Genomic DNA, 17,125 nt, shown 5'->3' with positions numbered 1-17,125 from the left:
CAGTGCGGATGGAAATGATTTTTATGGTTTAGGAGTCAGTCCTTCAGTCCTTCAGTTTCATGCCGGAACAGTAAATAATCAGTCTCCCAGTATGGTACTTAAAAAGTACACGAATAATATTCATCAAATAGGTATTAATACAAATAACCCTCATAATATAATTGATATGGGACCTACAATGGGGGGTATTGCGGATCCGTTGAGTAAGAAACTAGCAGTTTATAACAGTGCGGATGGAAATGATTTTTACGGTTTAGGAGTCAGTGCTAGTACCCTTCAGTTCCATGCCGGAACAATAAACAATCAGGCTCCCACTATGGTGCTTCAAGACAACGGACGTCTTGGCATCGGCACATATGCTCCTACTTCTACACTTTCCGTAAATGGGACAGCAGATAAACCCGGTGGAGGAAGCTGGGGAACTTTTTCAGACAGAAGAGTTAAAAAAGATATTACTGATTTTAAAGATGGTCTGAATGTGATTACTCAACTTAAACCTGTTACTTATAAATACAACGAAAAATCAGGATATAAAGATTTGAATAAAGAGTATGTAGGGTTTATAGCGCAGGATGTAGAAAAAGTTGCCCCCTATATGATCAATGTTATAGACGATACCGCAAAAAGTGGTTTGGCAGACAAAAGGGAATTAGACGAAAGTGCCCTTACCAAAATATTGGTTAATGCTATACAGCAGCAGCAGTTTGAAATAAATGAACTTAAGAAGGCAATTTCAGAAATAAAAAAACAAAAATAAGGGTAACTTAAAATATCTACCCTTTCACTAAAATAAATTCTAAGTCTCTTAATTTGGCTGGGATTCCTTATCCCAGCCATCTTTTAAAAATCGAATGAAGTATACAGCACAAATTGAAAGATATACTCGTAATCGATCTATAGTTTCGGAGATTGTCATTATCTAAATTAAACTATTTACAAAAACAATTTTTCTAATGTTGTAACATAAGACAACAAAATCTTTTTTATAGACCTGGCTTTATAGCTATACAATTCCAAAACCACATATAAAAACACTGAAATTCAACACATTATACAAATGTAACATCCATGTCATAGGTCTTTTTTTTGAATAAACAAACCAATAATTCAACTTTGCATCTCAACAGCAATTAGTAAAATACTATAGTTTAACAATTAAGAATGAAAAAAAATGAAAACAAAACTGTTATTTTTAGCAAGCACTGTATTTTTATCAGCAAATGCTTACTCACAAGTAGGGATTAATACATTAACACCTTCCAGCACTTTAGACATAAGGGGATCCGTTGAAGGAAATTTTCGGGAAATTACAGGCACGAGTACCCTCGATAATAAAGATTATCACGTTTCTTTTTCAGGAACGGCAGATGCAGTTCTGAACCTTCCTGCAAAATCTACTACTGATGGGAGTATGGCGGATTTCAGGGGAAGGAAATATTATATAAAAAACAACAGCACTTCCAGCAAGCTGACTTTGACCGCTGCTTCTGGCCAGACCATACGTCTAGGAGGAAATGGAACTGCTTCCAATACCCTTGATTTAAAACCCGGAAAATTTGGGTTCCTTACCGCTAATGGATTGAATGGGTGGGATTTAGACTTTGTTGCTACGGCATATAACGACAACTGGGTGCTGGCTAATTCTGATATTAACGGGCCTGCCGTACCTACATCACAGAATATACCTTCAGGAGCTTCCTTCACAACTGTAAATGGTTGTGAAGTTACCGTTACTGTACCTGCTGGCGTAACAAGTTCAAAAGTAGTATTAAGTTTTACAGGTTGGGGAGATGCCGTCGGTAGTGGAAGTCCTATTGGTTCTTTTCGTTTTCAGGTTGTTAGGACAGGAACATCATCTGCAACTTATGCTTCAACAATGATGACCTCTTGGGCATTAGGCTCTGCGGCTGTGGTTCGTTATAATTATCCTGTTGTATATTCTATTTCGAATCTTGCGCCGGGTACCTATACTTTTACTTTACAGGTAAGGAGGGAGAATGAAGCAGGAACTGGTATAACAACCACATTTTGGAGTACAATGGGTAGAGCAGATGTTTATGTTAAAGATTAAATAGCATTTATGATCTCTTGGGTGAAATCTAAATATTTTACAATTAATCAATTAAATGTATAAGCTTGCGTCTAGAAGCACAGTTCCATGCATTCTAAACAATGATGTTCACGATGAAATAATGTTCCCTGTTTCAGAATGTTTACAGCTATTCTAAATACACAATGATGATAAACTGCTGCAGAAGCGGCAGTTTATAAATATCCTCAATTAATTAGTTCAAAGGATTATTGAAAAATCAGCTAATTCAACTCATGTAATATTCATGTAATAGGTGTTTTTTTTGAATAAATAGATTGGTCATTCAACTTTGCAACTCAACAACTATTATTAAAAAACTATAGTTTAACCATTAAAAATAAAAAAATGAAAACAAGACTATTACTTTTAGCGAGCATTTTATTTTTATCAGTAAACGCTCACTCCCAAGTAGGAATTAATACCCCGACACCTTCCAGTACCTTAGATGTAAAGGGATCTGTTGAAGGCAATTTTCGGGAAATCACAGGCACAAGTACGCTTGACATTCTGGACTATCATGTTTCTTTTTCCGGGACATCAGACGCAACTCTGAACCTTCCTGCAAAATCTACTACCGATGGTACTCCTGCAGATTTTAGAGGCAGGAAATACTATATCAAGAATAATAGTACGACAAACAATTTAACATTAGTAGCTGCGGCCGGACAAATAATACGCTCGGGAGGAATGGCAGCTGCAAATAATACTTTTATGATGCAGCCGGGAAAATATGCCGTGCTTACAGCCAGTGGGGCCAATGGATGGGATCTGGATGTTGTTGTATCCAGCGTTGCTGCTAATAATTGGGAGCTTGCCAGTATGGATAATCAAGGACCGATAATTGCATTTCAGGCAATAAGTACATCGGGCTATACTACATTAAGTGGCAGTGCGGTTACTGTAATAGTTCCGGCAGGATACACTCAGAGAAAAGTAGTATTGAATTTTACAGGCTTTGGAGAAGGGTCAGGTACAACAAATGCCCAAGGTACATTGCGTTTCCAAATTGTTCAGACAGGCACAGCAACAGCAACATATGGTTCAGTAAATATGATGAGCTGGGTCTCGCTCAGTGGAGCTATTAGAAGCTTTAATCATTCAACCTCATACTCCATTTCAGGTCTGAATCCTGGAACCTACACCTTTAATTTACAAGTTTCAAGGGAAGGAGAAATAGGAGTAGGTGCTGTTACCAATTGGGGTACGGTAGGCAGAGCAGACGTTTATGTTAAATAAAGATTATTCATAACTCTCTAAATAAATTGTATTCATGAATGAAATAATGTTCCCTATTTCAGAATGTTCTAATATACAACGATGATCAACTGCTGCAAAAATTATTTTCATACCGCAGTTATAAATATTCTCAATTCAAATTATTACTGAAAATTCAGCTGATTCAACTCATGTAATATTCATGTAATAGATGTTTTTTTTGAATAAATGGATTGATCATTCAACTTTACAGCTCAATAGCAATTATTAAAGGACTATAGTTTTAATCATGACAAATAAAAATTAAAACAATTTATATGTACCTCTAAAGTTCAAAACAAATTTTTATAAAATATATTTTTTGTGGCTAAGAGTTTAGTTATTGGCCGGAGATAAGCCACACTCCGGCCCCTTTCGGGGGAGGCTATGATCACTTGACACAGATTTAAATATTTTGCCGTATACACCATTAATCAACTAAAAAAGTTCAGAAAATGCTTAGGCTTATCCGGATACTTATAAAACTTGTTTAGAAGCACATTTCTATGTATTCTCTAAACAATTGTATTCATGATGAAATAATGTTCCCTGTTTCAGAATGTTTACAGCGATTCTAAATACACAATGATGATAACTGCCGCAGAATTGATTTTCATGCAGCAGTTATTTTTTCTCCTGAACTATTCACCATAACATTATATTTTCCTTAAATACTGTAGTTCAGTAAACATCACAATAATGCACAAAAAAAGGGAAAGATAAAAATCCATCCCTTATATTTCATTCACTGATTATTTGTTTTTATACAGCTTAAACATCAGAAACAGGAAAGCCAGCCATATGGGAATTAGGATCACCTGAATTTCCATTCCCGTAATGCTCATCAATACCAAAATAGCGACTAAAAACAGGATACAGATGTAATTCGATACCGGATAAAATATGGAAGGGAATGAAGTCTTCACACCCGTTCTATCTTTCTCCTTTCTAAATTTCAAATGGGTATAGCAGATCATCAGCCAATTGATAATTAGAGTAGAAACCACCAAAGCCATTAAATACTCAAATGCCTTTTCAGGTACCAGTTTATTGATGATAATACAGATTCCGGCAAAACAGGACGAGATCAGAATTGCATTGGTAGGAACACTGTTTTTATTCAGTTTCTTTAAAAACTTCGGGGCATTCCCCTGTTGAGCCAACCCAAAAAGCATTCTGCTGTTGCTGTAAACACTGCTGTTGTACACCGACAAAGCCGCGGTTAAAACAATCAGATTAAGAATATTGGCAATTAAAACATTGAACTGGATCACCTTTCCGAAGATATTGAATTCAAATCCATTTAAATTCTGAAAAACCATGACAAACGGGCTTGTCCCTTCTGTAATCTCTCTCCACGGGCTCAATGCAAATAAAATAACCAAAGCACCCACGTAGAAAATTAGAATTCTGTAAATAACCTGATTCGTCGCTTTAGGAATGGTCTTTTCAGGATTTTTAGCTTCCGCAGCCGTAATACCAATAAGTTCCAATCCTCCGAAAGAGAACATGATCATCGCCATAGCGGCAAACAATCCGGAAAATCCACCTTCTCCTTTATTAAAAAATCCTTTGGGGAAAAATCCGCCGTCGTTCCACAAATTCGATATACTTGCTTTATCTCCTCCAGTACCGCTCAACAGTAAATAAATACCAAAAACGATCATCCCAATAATGGCTACCACTTTAATGATAGAAAACCAAAATTCAGTTTCCCCATACACTTTTACAGAAGCCAGATTTAAGGCTGTAATCATGACAAAAAAGAATAAACTGGACACCCAGAGCGGGATTTCGGGCCACCAAAAATGAATATAATGCCCGATAGCCGTCAATTCAGCCATACTTACCAGAATATAGAGAATCCAGTAATTCCAGCCGGAAGCAAATCCGGGAAAATTCCCCCAGTATTTATAGGCAAAATGACTGAAACTTCCCGAAACAGGCTCCTGAACCACCATTTCACCAAGCTGGCGCATAATAAAGAATGCAATAATCCCTGCTAAAGCATATCCCAGAATAACGGAAGGTCCCGCTAAAACTGCTGCCGGACCGATCCCAAGAAACAATCCTGTTCCTATGGCTCCTCCGAGGGCAATTAATTGAATATGTCTGTTGGTTAATCCTCTGACTAGAGTCCCATCATTGGGCTCCGTTTTCTGTTCGCTGCTCATAAAATCAATTATGCCCTAAATATATAAAACTTTAGAGAAATTTGACTTCTATGAAGCTGTAAGAACAGTCAATAGATTCAGTTTTAAAGAAATAAAAAGTAAAAAAGCTATATTTCTTTACAAATACTCCTCCGGAATTGAAATATTATTCTTTTTCATATACTCCAAAAGCGACTGATATCGGTCATCATTCCCATCTGTTCCGCATTTATGGGAAATACTGCAGATATCGGAAGGCTTAATTTCCAGGATATCGGAGATCTTCGTCAGGATTTCCAGATTGATCTTCACTTTAGAATTTTCAATGTCAGAATAGGCCTTCTGGGAAATGCCCATCTCAAAAGCCATATACTCCTGCGTAAAGTCTTTGCTTCTACGGATTTTCCTGATATTTTGACCACATACTTTCATCGTTTTTGCTTTTAGTAGTTTTCAGTATAGTTTAGAAGGATACCTACTAGACTTACACAAAGTTAATAAATACCTTTGTCAAAACATTATACACGTTACATGATATTTATTTTTTCATATAAATCAAGGTCAATACCATCTGATTTCAGAGGATAAATATTTTCGGTACAATACAATTGGAATTATGGAGACGCAAAAATTCAATTATGACAATAATATTGTCAGAGCATTCTTGTATGCTACTATCGTATTCGGGCTGGTCGGCTTTCTGCTGGGACTTACAGCCGCGCTGATGCTTTTCTACCCTGAATTACCAGAGTTTTTATTCGGGACAGATGATACCACAATCCAGAGTCTGAGAAGCGGAAATATCCAGGGCCTTATCAACACGCAGGGTGCCATGGGATTCGGAAGGATCAGAATGCTCCATACCAGTGCCGTTATTTTTGCTTTTGTGTGTAATTCCTTCTTCTGCGGTGCTTACTACAGTATGCAGAGGCTTTTAAAAACAAGAATGTACAGCGACACGCTTTCATGGATCCATTTCTGGAGCTGGCAGCTGATGATCGTTGCCGTAGTGATTACATTCTTAATGGGAATCAATACTTCCAAAGAATACGCAGAACACGAGTGGCCTATTGATATCCTGATTACCTTCTCATGGGTTATTTTCGGAATCAATATGTTCGGAACCATTGCAAAGAGAAGGGTAAGACATCTTTATGTAGCCATCTGGTTCTACATCGCAACCTGGATCGCCGTGGCCATGCTGCACATCTTTAATAACCTTGAAGTTCCCTTATCATTCACAAGCTGGAAATCCTATTCTGTATATGCCGGCGTAAAAGATGCACTTGTACAGTGGTGGTACGGTCACAATGCCGTAGCATTCGTACTGACAACACCGGTATTAGGTCTGATGTACTATTTCATGCCGAAAGCGGCACAGCGACCTGTATTCTCCTATAAATTATCCATTATTCACTTTTGGTCGCTGATTTTCGTATACCTTTGGGCTGGCCCTCACCACCTTCAGTATACGGCGCTTCCGGCATGGGCTCAGGCCGTAGGAACTGGATTCTCTATCATGCTTATCGCTCCATCATGGGGAGGAATGCTGAACGGCCTTCTTACCTTAAGAGGAGCCTGGGATAAAGTAAGAGAAAACCCGATCCTTAAATTCTTTGTGGTAGCGATTACCTGTTATGGTATGGCTACTTTCGAAGGACCTCTGTTAGCCACAAAGTCTTTAAATAAAATCGGGCATTACACCGACTGGGTGATCGGGCACGTACACTTAGGAGCGCTTGGATGGAACGGGTTCATGGCCTTCGGAGTCGTGTATTACCTGATCCCTATCATGTGGAGAACACCGCTATGGTCTAAAAAACTGGCCAACTGGCACTTCTGGCTGGGAACTTTAGGAATTATCTTCTATGCAGTTCCGATGTATATCTCAGGATTCACCCAGGGATTGATGTGGAAACAGTTCAACCCGGATGGTACTTTAATGTATAAAAACTGGCTGGATACGGTAACGGCAATCATTCCTTATTTTAAAATGAGATTCTTAGGAGGTATCCTTTATCTTTCAGGAGCAATTTTAATGGTGGTGAATGTGATCAAAACTGTAAGATCGGGCTCATTCCAGAAAAACGTTCCGGCAGAAGCACCGGCATTGGCAGACATCGGTACCGCGAGAAAAGAAGGCGAAGGTGTACACCTTTGGCTGGAAAGAACTCCAAAACTACTTTCTATTTTAGCTTTCATCACTGTAGCGATAGGTGGATTAATAGAAATTGTTCCCACATTATCACTGAAACAGAGTGTTCCTACAATTACAGCTGTAAAACCTTACACACCGCTGGAACTGGAAGGAAGAGATCTATACGTCCGTGAAGGATGTAACTCCTGCCACTCACAGATGATCCGCCCTTTCCGTGATGAAATCGTAAGGTTTGAAGGCAAAAACGGACAGTATTCCAAGGCCGGAGAATTCATTTATGACAGACCTTTCTTATGGGGATCCAAAAGAACCGGACCGGATCTTCACAGAGAAGGCGGCAGGAACCCTGATTCGTGGCACTTCAAACATATGTATAACCCAAGAATTACATCCGCAGGTTCTATTATGCCTCGTTTCCCATGGCTGATCACCAATAAGCTGGACCGTACTCAAATGGTAGACAAAATGAGGTTAATGAAAAATGCTTTCGATGTGCCTTATTCAAAAGCAGAAATAGATTCTGCGGGAAAATGGGCAGATAACCAGTCTAAAGCCATTGTACAGAGAATTTATTCTGAGGCCACGGATGTGAAAGATCAAATGGAAAAAGAAAAAACAGCGAAAGGTGCATCTTATGTGCCGCTTGAGCAGAGAGAAATTGTAGCGATGATCGCCTACCTGCAAAGATTAGGAACCGATATTAAAACAACACAGATTCAGACAGCAAGTGCTGAGTAACCTTTAAAATTGACTGCAATGAAAAAGAGAACCCCCATTTCAATATATATCGCAACAACGATAGGCTTAACGATCATGGCGTTTGAAATGTTCGCCGGAGACTCAGGTTATTTTTCCTCGCCGTTTTTCTGGGCACTTATTCTAATCGCTGTAATCCTTCTTCTGATTATGAACTCTATCGGAGATCTAGTGGAAAACGAGAGTTTCAGCAGACTGTCGGAAGAGGAAAAGAAAGAATATTTAGCTGAAAAAAGCATTCCGTATTACCAGAAGCTTTGGAATTCAGCGTTCAAAAAACAATCTGCTACCGAAGAAAAAGATATTTTGATCGACCACGGTTTTGACGGAATCACGGAGCTTGACAACTCACTGCCTAAATGGTGGATAGGCCTTTTCTGGTTCGGATGCATATTCTGCGTCGTGTATATGACTGCTTTTGCTTTTACAGAATATGCCCACCCAGAAGCAGAATACGATAAAGAAGTAAAAACAATGCTGGCATCCATAGCCGAATATGAAAAAACGGCACCCCAGATTGACCTGGAAACGGCAAAATACAGCGCAGACCATATAGCAGAAGGCCAGGAACTTTTCAAAACCAACTGCGTAACCTGTCACGGTGACGGCGGAAAAGGAGGCATTGGCCCGAACCTTACGGATACGCACTGGATCAATATCAAAGAAAAAAGCCTGTTTAAAAATGTTTTCTGGATGCTTGAAAACGGCTCTCCCAATAATCCTACGATGAGACCTTTCATCAAAGAAGGAACAATCACAGGAAGAGATGCTGAAAAAATTGCAGCCTATATCTATCATATCAACCAGGAAACTTCTCCTATCACTCCGGCTCAGGGCGGTGCCGCTCCACAGGGTGAAGAAGTGAAATGGGAAAACGGAAACAATTAATTTAGTAGGGAAGTTTGAAGCTGGAAGAGGGAAGTTATTGAAGTCTAAAAGAAGACTTACAGAACCATTTTATTAATTTTTTTTTAAAGCTAATTTAAGATCACTGTTAAAAATGAATGTCCAATATAACTTCCAGCCTCCTTCTTCCAGCTTCCAGTCCTTTAAAACTTAGCTCACATAACTTAACAAAATTTATTAACTCCATATATTCCTTGCCCCCTTTGAAACTACTCTAACATTTGAATTTCATTTTTGCTAACCTTTTCAACATTAAAAATGATTAAAAGGGGGCTTTTAAAGAAAAAATCCAAACCTTGGCTGTCTTTATCAACTGATTCACTTGACAACTACTAAACTAAATTCCATAATAAGGCAGCCAAGGCAGGATTTTTGTATTGTTAGTAGGATACCACAACAAAGAACTTATAAAATAGTATTCTTATCTTTGTTTGAAACCTAATCGCATTTGAAACTGAAAATTAACAAAAGAAAGCTCTTAAAGCGTATTGCAATAACCTTTATTTCAATATTGGTTTTTCTTACCCTTCTGATATTTAGCTTAAGGCTTCCTGTCGTTCAGAACTTCATTAAAGATAAACTGGTTGTATATCTTGAGAAAAAAATCAAGACCAAAGTAAGCCTGGAAAGGGTTCATATAGGATTTCCGAACAGCCTTATCATGGAAAACCTTTACCTTAAAGGCCAGGATGTAGATACACTTCTTGCTGTAAAAAAGCTGGATGTGGGCTTAAACATGCTGAAGCTTATCAGTTCCACAGCTGATATTACTTCGGTAGATCTTGAAGGAGCCCGCGCCAATGTAGTACGAAAACCCAACGGAACTTTCAATTTCGATTATATTATCAATGCTTTTGCAACCAGCGATAAAGAGGAAAGCCCTTCCAAACCGTTTATTATTTCCCTGGATAAGATCAATTTAAAAGATATCGGGGTGACGTTCAACGACCAACAGTTGAGGAATGATATTCAGTTATATTTCAAATCATTTGACACAAGGGTTAAAACTTTTGACCTTAATAAAAACACCTATGCCGTTAATGATATTAATCTGGACGGACTGAGATTAAAATTAAAGCAGGATCTTGTTGAAGAAGTCTCTAAAAAAGTAGAGAAAAAGGTAGATTCTCTTAATAATAAAAAGCCAATGAGTATTGGTCTCAGAGGAATCAAGCTTACCAATTTCAATATTGATTACGGCGATGACAATACCAAAACTTTTGCTAAAGTTCTGTTTAAAGAATTAAGTACGAAGGTCAATAAACTTGATCTTGAGAATAACTCCTACAATATTTCCAATGTTTTTCTTTCCGGGGCAGATATTAACGCCAATCTGTATCTTCCTGCGCAGGACGCCAATCCGAAAGATCAGAAAGAACCTGAAATTTCAAAAGTTTCAGACAAGGAGAAAGCCATGAAACTGCTTCTTGGAAAGCTTGTCCTGAATGATGTAAAAGCCATTTACAATAACACTGCGATGACTCCTACCAAACAGGGAATGGATTTCAACCACATGAATTTTTCTAAAATGAACGTGGAGGTAAGACGCTTCAAAATGGAGAACAATACTTTTGCAGGCACAGTGAATTCAGCAGAAATCCAGGAAGGAAGGGGCTTGAATATCCAGAAATTCAATACAGATTTTGTGTATGCAGAAAAACAGGCTTACCTGAAAGATCTTTATCTGCAAACCCCGAAGACACTGATCCGTGATGAGGTGATTTTAAATTATAACTCCCTTGACCAGCTGACTTCAAACCCGGGCGCTGTAAAAATTTCAGCCAACATTAAAGATTCCAAAATAGGTTTCGCCGATATTTTAAACATTGTTCCGACTTTACGAAATACAGTTCCCTTCAACAAATATCCGAACGCTATACTGAATGTCAATGCCAACGTTCAGGGAATGGTGAATGACCTTCTGATCAAAGATCTTAAAGTCTCAGGACTGGATCAGTTGAGAGTTGCTGCATCAGGAAGAATTAAAAATGCGATGAAGCCTGAAAACCTGTATTATGATCTTAGAATTGGAGAATTTTCAACAGAAGCTAAAACAGTGTACAATCTGGTTCCGAAAAATACAATTCCTTCCAATATATCCCTGCCGTCTCATTTCAGCATCAAAGGAAATGCAAAAGGAACGACCAAAGTAGTTAAGGCAGACCTGAACCTCTACTCTACCCTTGGAAATGCCGGTATTATTGCTGATGTGGACATGAGTAGAAAAAACAGGGAACTGTATGATGTAAAAGCCAATCTTCAGGCTGTTCAGGTTGGAAAGATCATTCAAAATAAAGATATTGGTCCTGTTACCGCACAAATTTCAGCAAAAGGCGAAAGCTTTGATTTCAAAAATGCCAACGCTAATCTGAAAGGTCATGTAGCATCAGCTGTCTACAAAGGATACCGTTATCAGAACATGGATTTAACAGGTAAAATAAACCGTGGTGTTTATAATATCGTTTTGAACTCAAAAGACCCGAACGCCAATCTGAATTTAATAGCTTCCGGAGTCTACAGCGAAAAAAATCCTACGGTAAAGATCAATGGTGAAGTGATCAAGCTCGATGTGAATAAACTTGGATTCTATGAAAAACCAATGATTATTGCCGGAAAAATTGATGGTGATTTTTCAAGCCTCAATCCAGATGCTCTGAATGGATATCTTAACCTGAAAGATTTTGCTTTTTCAGATACCAAAGAGGTTTATCCTGTACAGGAAATAAATCTGAAAGCTTCTTCCACACAGGATTCAACGAAGGTTATTTTCAATTCTCAGGTCGCAGATGTTTCTTTAATCGGAAAATATAAACTGACTCAAATCTTTGGGGCGTTAACTCAGACTATCAACCAGTATTATCAGTTTCAGAAGCCTGCCAATGGACAGAAAATTGATCCGGGGCAGTTTTTCACATTCAATGCAAAGATCAAAAATGATGACCTGATCAGGAAATTTGTTCCGGAGCTGAAAAGTTTTGAAACCATCAATTTAGCCGGAAATTATGATGCAGATTCTCAAAAAATAGAAATAGACGGGCAGATCCTGCAATTATTATATGGTGAAAATTCGTTGGAAAATGTTGCTTTAAAAGTAACCAATGAAAATCAGGCGCTACAGTACAGCCTTAACGCAGGTGCTTTAAAAAGCTCCAGCTTCACCCTGAAAAAAATTGCAGTCAATGGAGATGTTGCCAATAATATCGTCAATTACAATATTACCACAAAAGATGATAAAGATGCCACACAGTTTCTGATTGCAGGAAATGCCAAATCTTTGAATGACATTACAGAAATTTCTCTGAATCCGAACGGTTTGAAATTAAATTATTCGGACTGGAATGTTGCTGAAAACAATAAAATCCAGATCAGCAGCCAGGGGATTTTAGCAGATCATTTCATCCTGTCCAATGGCGGAAGTGAAATTTCGCTTCAGTCTGAAACCGACCGCCCAACCAGCCCTTTAAATGTTTCATTAAGAGATTTTAAAATTGAAACCATTACTGAACTCATCAAAAAAGATACGGTCCTTGCAAAAGGAACCATTAACGGAACAGCTCAGCTTAGAGATGTCACGAAAAACATGACCTTCACTTCCGATCTTAATATTACAGATCTGATTGTGTACGGAAGCCCGGTTGGAAATCTGGCGGTAAAAGTGAACAACACTTCACCGAATATTTTAAATGCTGATGTTGCTCTTTCCGGCAATAACAATGATGTGAAAATTCTTGGAGATTACAATACTTCTTCCAGTACATTTGATCTGAATATGGCTATCAACCAGCTCCAGATGAAGAGTGTTCAGGGCTTTTCCATGAATGCTATAACGAATACGGAAGGCTATCTTTCAGGGAATTTAAAAATCACCGGAAATACAGATAAACCCAATATTTTAGGTAAAGTAAAATTCAATGATGCCGGACTTGAAATTACAAAAACAGGCAGCGATTTCAGAAAATTGAATGACGAAATTGATTTTACAAACCGAGGAATCGAGCTTAATAAGTTTAAAATAAATGATAAGGATGGAAATTCTCTTGTGATCAATGGGCAGATTCTTACTCAGACTTACAGGGATTTTGCATTCAACCTGGATGTGAACGCCAAAGACTTCAAAGTAGTTAATTCAGAAAAATCCAATGATGCGATGATGTATGGGATTCTTGCGATTGATGCAGGACTTCATATCAGAGGAAATTTAGATCTTCCAAAAGTTGACGGCAGGCTGTCGGTTTCTGATGATACGGATTTCACTTTTGTTCTTCCACAGTCCAGCCCCTCTCTGCAGGAAAGAGACGGAATTGTAGAATTTATCGACCAGGATCAGGTAGTTTTAAATAAAACCATCATTGCCGATTCTCTGAAAGCACAAAGCCGTTTCAAAGGAATGGATGTAAGTGTAAATATTGAAGTAAGTAAAGAAGCTAAACTCTCTATTGTTATTGATAAAGCTAACGGAGATTTTGTAAAACTTCAGGGTGAAGCGGAACTGACCGGAGGAATAGACCCGTCGGGGAAAACAACTCTTGTGGGAGTATATGAAGTGGAAAAAGGATCTTATGAACTTTCTGTAAGTCTTCTGAAACGTAAATTCGATATCCAGAAAGGAAGCACCATTACCTGGACCGGAGAGCCTACCGCAGCAACAATGGATATTACCGCAGTCTATAAAACGGAAGCTCCGCCTATAGATCTCGTTGAGCAACAGGTAAGCGGTGAAGATGCGTCTGTAATGAATCAGTTTAAACAGAGAATACCTTTCAACACTTTATTAAAAATGAAAGGTGAGCTTCTGAAACCGCAAATCACTTTTGATATTACTACAGACGAAAAAAACAATTCTGTATCCTCAACGGTAACTGATATTGTAGACCAAAAGCTTACTCAGCTCAGAACACAGGAATCGGAAATGAACAAACAGGTTTTTGCTCTTCTGCTGCTGAACCGTTTCATTGGGGAGAATCCGTTTGAATCCGGTGCAGGAATGTCAGCTGAGATGATGGCCAGACAGAGTGTGAGTAAAATTCTATCCCAGCAGCTGAATAATCTGGCTTCAGGATTGATCAAAGGGGTTGATATTGATCTGGGTCTTGATTCTTCTGAAGATTATTCAAGCGGAACAAAGAATACAAGAACGGATCTGAATGTGGGAGTAAGCAAAAAATTACTGAATGACCGTCTGAAAGTTTCTGTGGGAAGTAATTTTGCCCTGGAAGGTGAAGCACGCCAAAATGAGAATACAACAAATATTGCAGGAAACGTCACTGTAGACTACAGTCTTTCAAAAGACGGAAGATATATGCTTCGGGCTTATCGTAAGGATGAGTATCAGGTAGCTCTTCAGGGACAGATTATAGAAACGGGATTAGGATTTATCATCACTTTAGACTACGATAAATTCCGGGAGATTTTTCAAAAATCCAAGAAGGACAGACGTAAAAAAGAAAACAAAAATAACCAGGTAGTAGAATTTAAATAATGAAAATCAGATTTAATATATATTGGAAATACCTATTTGTTTCAGGCTTTGCGGCTGTTACTTTCTCATGCAGCAATACAAAATTCCTGAAGGAAGACCAGATGCTTTACGTAGGTGGAGAAGTGAAAATAGAGAATGATACCATCTCCAAGAAAGAGAAAAATGAGCTTCAGTCTGCATTGGAAGAAAATCTGGTTCCAAAGCCTAATTCCACCATATTAGGGCTCCGTCCGAGATTGTATTTTTATAACATCGCCAAAGAGCCTAAAAAAGATAAAGGGTTCAATTACTGGCTGAAATATAAAGCAGGCGAAAAACCTGTTCTGTTAGGGGATGTAGATCGTGAATTCAACAGAAAAATCATTGAAAACTATTCTGAAAACAAAGGCTATTTCAATGCCAGAGCTACCTATGATACGGTTTCCAAAAATAAAAAGGCAAAGGTAATTTATACTTTAAGGCCGGGCTCAAGATACTTCATCAGTAATGTTAAGTTTCAGCAGGATTCTTCTCTTTTCAATAAAGAAATTCAAAGTTTAACAAATAAAACTTTGCTTAAACCCGGAAAACCTTTTGACCTTGACGTGATTAAAGATGAAAGAGAACGTATTGATAATAGTTTAAAGGAAAGGGGATTCTATTATTTCAATCCTGATAATATTATTGTTCAGGCAGACAGTACGGTAAGTAAAAATCATAAGGTTGAGCTTAACGTAAAATTAAAAGACAATACTCCAGATCTGGCAACGCAGCAGTTCAGTATTGACAAGGTCATTGTATTTCCTAATTATAATATACAGGACGTAAAGCGAGGCAAGTACAGCGTTCCGATGAATACGGATTCACTTTCTAAATATGCGTACAATGATATTTATGTAATTGATCCTCAGCATAAATTTAAACCTAAGATTTTCGACAGAGCTCTGTATTTTAAGAAAGGGGATCTTTACAACCGTTCCAATCACAATCTTACGCTTAACCGTCTGATCAGTCTGGGAGTTTTTAAATTTGTAAAAAATGAATTCATTGTTTCGGATTCATTAAAACATCAGTTTGATGCTTATTATTTACTGACCCCGAGGCAAATTCAGTCGTTGAGGCTGGAAGCTTTGGGAAGAACCAATTCCGCCAATTATGCAGGTAGTGAATTAAACCTGAACTGGACGCACAGAAATTTTTTCAGAGGAGCCGAACAGTTTAAGGCAGCTGTTTACGGAGCTTTTGATTTCCAGATGGGAGGTCAGGAGAATGCAAAGAACCTCTTCCGTGCAGGAACGAATGTTCAGCTTTCGATTCCAAGAATTGTAGCGCCTTTCCGTTTTAATTCTTCAAGTGCTTTCGTTCCTAGAACAAATATTAATTTAGGATTTGAATTCCAGAATCGCACCGAGTATTATACGCTTAATACGTTTAGTGCATCATTTGGTTATTTATGGAAGGAAAATGTAAGAAAGGAACATGACCTGAAGCTATTGGATGTAACATTGGTTTCTCCTGCCAAGGTTACCGCTTTGTATGACTCGATATCGGCGAACAGTGATGCCATGCAAAGAGTTGTTCAAAAACAGCTTATTTTTGGATCTACCTATTCTTATACATACACCAATACAATGCTGCCTAAACCCACCACAATTTATTATAAAGGAACATTGGACTTAGCAGGAAATATTACAGGTTTGGTAACGGGTGCTAATGTTGAAAAAGGAAAAGAAAAAAAGATTTTCGGAATTCCTTTCAGCCAATATGCCAAAATGGAGAATGACTTCAGGCTTTATCATAAGTTCACAGAGAAAACATCCTTAGCTACAAGATTTATAGGTGGAATAGCTTATCCTTACGGGAATTCAGAAAATATTCCGTTCTCCAAACAGTTCTTTTCGGGAGGAAGTAACAGCGTAAGAGCATTCCGTGCCAGAACATTAGGCCCCGGAAGTTTTGATCCGAGAACCATTAAATCCGGTTATTATTTTGACCAGTCCGGGGATATCAAGTTAGAACTTAACGCCGAATACCGTGCCAATCTTTATAAATTTTTAAATGTTGCTGTATTCGCAGATGCAGGAAATGTATGGTTAATTAACGAAGATGCTCAAAGACCGGGCGCTAAATTTTCCAAAGAATTTTTAAGTGAAATTGCAGTGGGAGCCGGAGTTGGCCTAAGACTTGATTTTTCCATCCTGATTTTGAGACTTGACCTGGCAATGCCTTTAAGGGTTCCTTACTACGAAAAAGGCGACCGATGGGCATTTAACAGGATCAATTTCGGAGATTCACAATGGAGAAAAGATAATTTAGTTTTAAATATAGCCATCGGATATCCTTTCTAA

The 17,125-nt window shown here is 38.2% G+C and carries 9 protein-coding genes; 7 read left to right on the top strand and 2 right to left on the bottom strand.

Annotation, left to right across the window (positions count from 1 at the left end):
• From V6R96_RS10430 to V6R96_RS10420, 3 genes are all read left to right on the top strand, one after another.
• The coding region (locus V6R96_RS10430) for a tail fiber domain-containing protein (RefSeq protein WP_336380192.1) at positions 1 to 757 on the top strand (757 nt) is incomplete at its 5' end.
• 414 nt (positions 758 to 1,171) lie between these two features.
• Positions 1,172 to 2,071 carry a hypothetical protein gene (locus V6R96_RS10425; RefSeq protein ID WP_336378987.1) on the top strand — a complete coding sequence of 300 codons (900 nt, stop codon included), beginning with the start codon at positions 1,172 to 1,174 and terminating at the stop codon, positions 2,069 to 2,071.
• Between the two features lie 366 nt (positions 2,072 to 2,437).
• Positions 2,438 to 3,328, top strand: a complete 891-nt coding sequence (locus V6R96_RS10420) for a hypothetical protein (RefSeq protein ID WP_336378988.1) — start codon at positions 2,438 to 2,440, stop codon at positions 3,326 to 3,328.
• 770 nt (positions 3,329 to 4,098) lie between these two features.
• On the opposite strand, the gene V6R96_RS10415 is transcribed toward V6R96_RS10420, so the two are convergent.
• On the bottom strand, positions 4,099 to 5,520 hold the full coding sequence (locus V6R96_RS10415) for an amino acid permease (RefSeq protein ID WP_111955215.1): 1,422 nt from the start codon (positions 5,518 to 5,520) through the stop codon (positions 4,099 to 4,101).
• A gap of 117 nt (positions 5,521 to 5,637) precedes the next feature.
• Positions 5,638 to 5,931: a helix-turn-helix domain-containing protein gene (locus tag V6R96_RS10410; protein WP_111955217.1), complete on the bottom strand. Its 294-nt coding sequence runs from the start codon at positions 5,929 to 5,931 to the stop codon at positions 5,638 to 5,640.
• 184 nt (positions 5,932 to 6,115) lie between these two features.
• On the opposite strand from V6R96_RS10410, the gene ccoN reads away from it, so the two are divergent.
• The 4 genes from ccoN to V6R96_RS10390 all read left to right on the top strand — a co-directional run bounded on the left by ccoN (position 6,116) and on the right by V6R96_RS10390 (position 17,125).
• Positions 6,116 to 8,395 (top strand): cytochrome-c oxidase, cbb3-type subunit I, encoded by a 2,280-nt coding sequence (gene ccoN, locus V6R96_RS10405; RefSeq protein ID WP_336378989.1) that lies wholly within the window; start codon positions 6,116 to 6,118, stop codon positions 8,393 to 8,395.
• A gap of 18 nt (positions 8,396 to 8,413) precedes the next feature.
• Positions 8,414 to 9,301 carry a cbb3-type cytochrome c oxidase N-terminal domain-containing protein gene (locus V6R96_RS10400; protein WP_336378990.1) on the top strand — a complete coding sequence of 296 codons (888 nt, stop codon included), beginning with the start codon at positions 8,414 to 8,416 and terminating at the stop codon, positions 9,299 to 9,301.
• 466 nt (positions 9,302 to 9,767) lie between these two features.
• Positions 9,768 to 14,798, top strand: a complete 5,031-nt coding sequence (locus tag V6R96_RS10395) for a translocation/assembly module TamB domain-containing protein (RefSeq protein ID WP_336378991.1) — start codon at positions 9,768 to 9,770, stop codon at positions 14,796 to 14,798.
• Positions 14,798 to 17,125 carry a BamA/TamA family outer membrane protein gene (locus tag V6R96_RS10390; RefSeq protein ID WP_336378992.1) on the top strand — a complete coding sequence of 776 codons (2,328 nt, stop codon included), beginning with the start codon at positions 14,798 to 14,800 and terminating at the stop codon, positions 17,123 to 17,125. The genes V6R96_RS10395 and V6R96_RS10390 overlap by 1 nt, the downstream gene beginning before the upstream one ends.

It is taken from the genome of Chryseobacterium sp. CCNWLW53, from assembly GCF_037083525.1.
Taxonomy (GTDB): Bacteria; Bacteroidota; Bacteroidia; order Flavobacteriales; family Weeksellaceae; genus Chryseobacterium; species Chryseobacterium lathyri.
This window is presented reverse-complemented; position numbering and strand designations above follow the sequence as displayed.

Bases quoted from the DNA above. Each gene is read 5' to 3' on its own strand.
- V6R96_RS10425 (WP_336378987.1), top strand. From the start codon at position 1,172: ATGAAAACAAAACTGTTATTTTTAGCAAGCACTGTATTTTTATCAGCA.
- V6R96_RS10390 (WP_336378992.1), top strand. From the start codon at position 14,798: ATGAAAATCAGATTTAATATATATTGGAAATACCTATTTGTTTCAGGC.
- V6R96_RS10400 (WP_336378990.1), top strand. From the start codon at position 8,414: ATGAAAAAGAGAACCCCCATTTCAATATATATCGCAACAACGATAGGC.
- ccoN (WP_336378989.1), top strand. From the start codon at position 6,116: ATGGAGACGCAAAAATTCAATTATGACAATAATATTGTCAGAGCATTC.
- V6R96_RS10420 (WP_336378988.1), top strand. From the start codon at position 2,438: ATGAAAACAAGACTATTACTTTTAGCGAGCATTTTATTTTTATCAGTA.
- V6R96_RS10410 (WP_111955217.1), bottom strand. From the start codon at position 5,931: ATGAAAGTATGTGGTCAAAATATCAGGAAAATCCGTAGAAGCAAAGAC.
- V6R96_RS10415 (WP_111955215.1), bottom strand. From the start codon at position 5,520: ATGAGCAGCGAACAGAAAACGGAGCCCAATGATGGGACTCTAGTCAGA.